Below are 323 nucleotides of genomic sequence, written 5' to 3'. Positions count from 1 at the left end.
GCGCTTGCTCTGCTCAAACGCGAAGGCCGGTGCCCGTCTGACGTTGAACACCGACAGATTAAGTACCGGAACAACGTGATTGAATGCGATCATGGCAAACTGAAACGGATAATCGGCGCCACGCTGGGATTTAAATCCATGAAGACGGCTTACGCCACCATCAAAGGTATTGAGGTGATGCGTGCACTACGCAAAGGCCAGGCCTCAGCATTTTATTATGGTGATCCCCTGGGCGAAATGCGCCTGGTAAGCAGAGTTTTTGAAATGTAAGGCCTTTGAATAAGACAAAAGGCTGCCTCATCGCTAACTTTGCAACAGTGCCC

Annotated in this window: 1 protein-coding gene; it reads left to right on the top strand. The window is 50.5% G+C overall.

Going from position 1 to position 323, the window contains the following annotated elements:
• Positions 1 to 270, top strand: a 270-nt coding sequence (locus TK45_RS16170) for a DDE-type integrase/transposase/recombinase (RefSeq protein ID WP_000629492.1), incomplete at its 5' end; no start/stop codon positions are given.
• Positions 271 to 323: the final 53 nt, after the last annotated feature.

It is taken from the genome of Bowmanella sp. JS7-9, from assembly GCF_004329715.1.
GTDB lineage: Bacteria > Pseudomonadota > Gammaproteobacteria > Enterobacterales > Alteromonadaceae > Pseudobowmanella > Pseudobowmanella zhangzhouensis.
The sequence above is the reverse complement of the archived record's forward strand: the minus strand, read 5'-3'. Positions and strand labels throughout refer to the sequence as shown.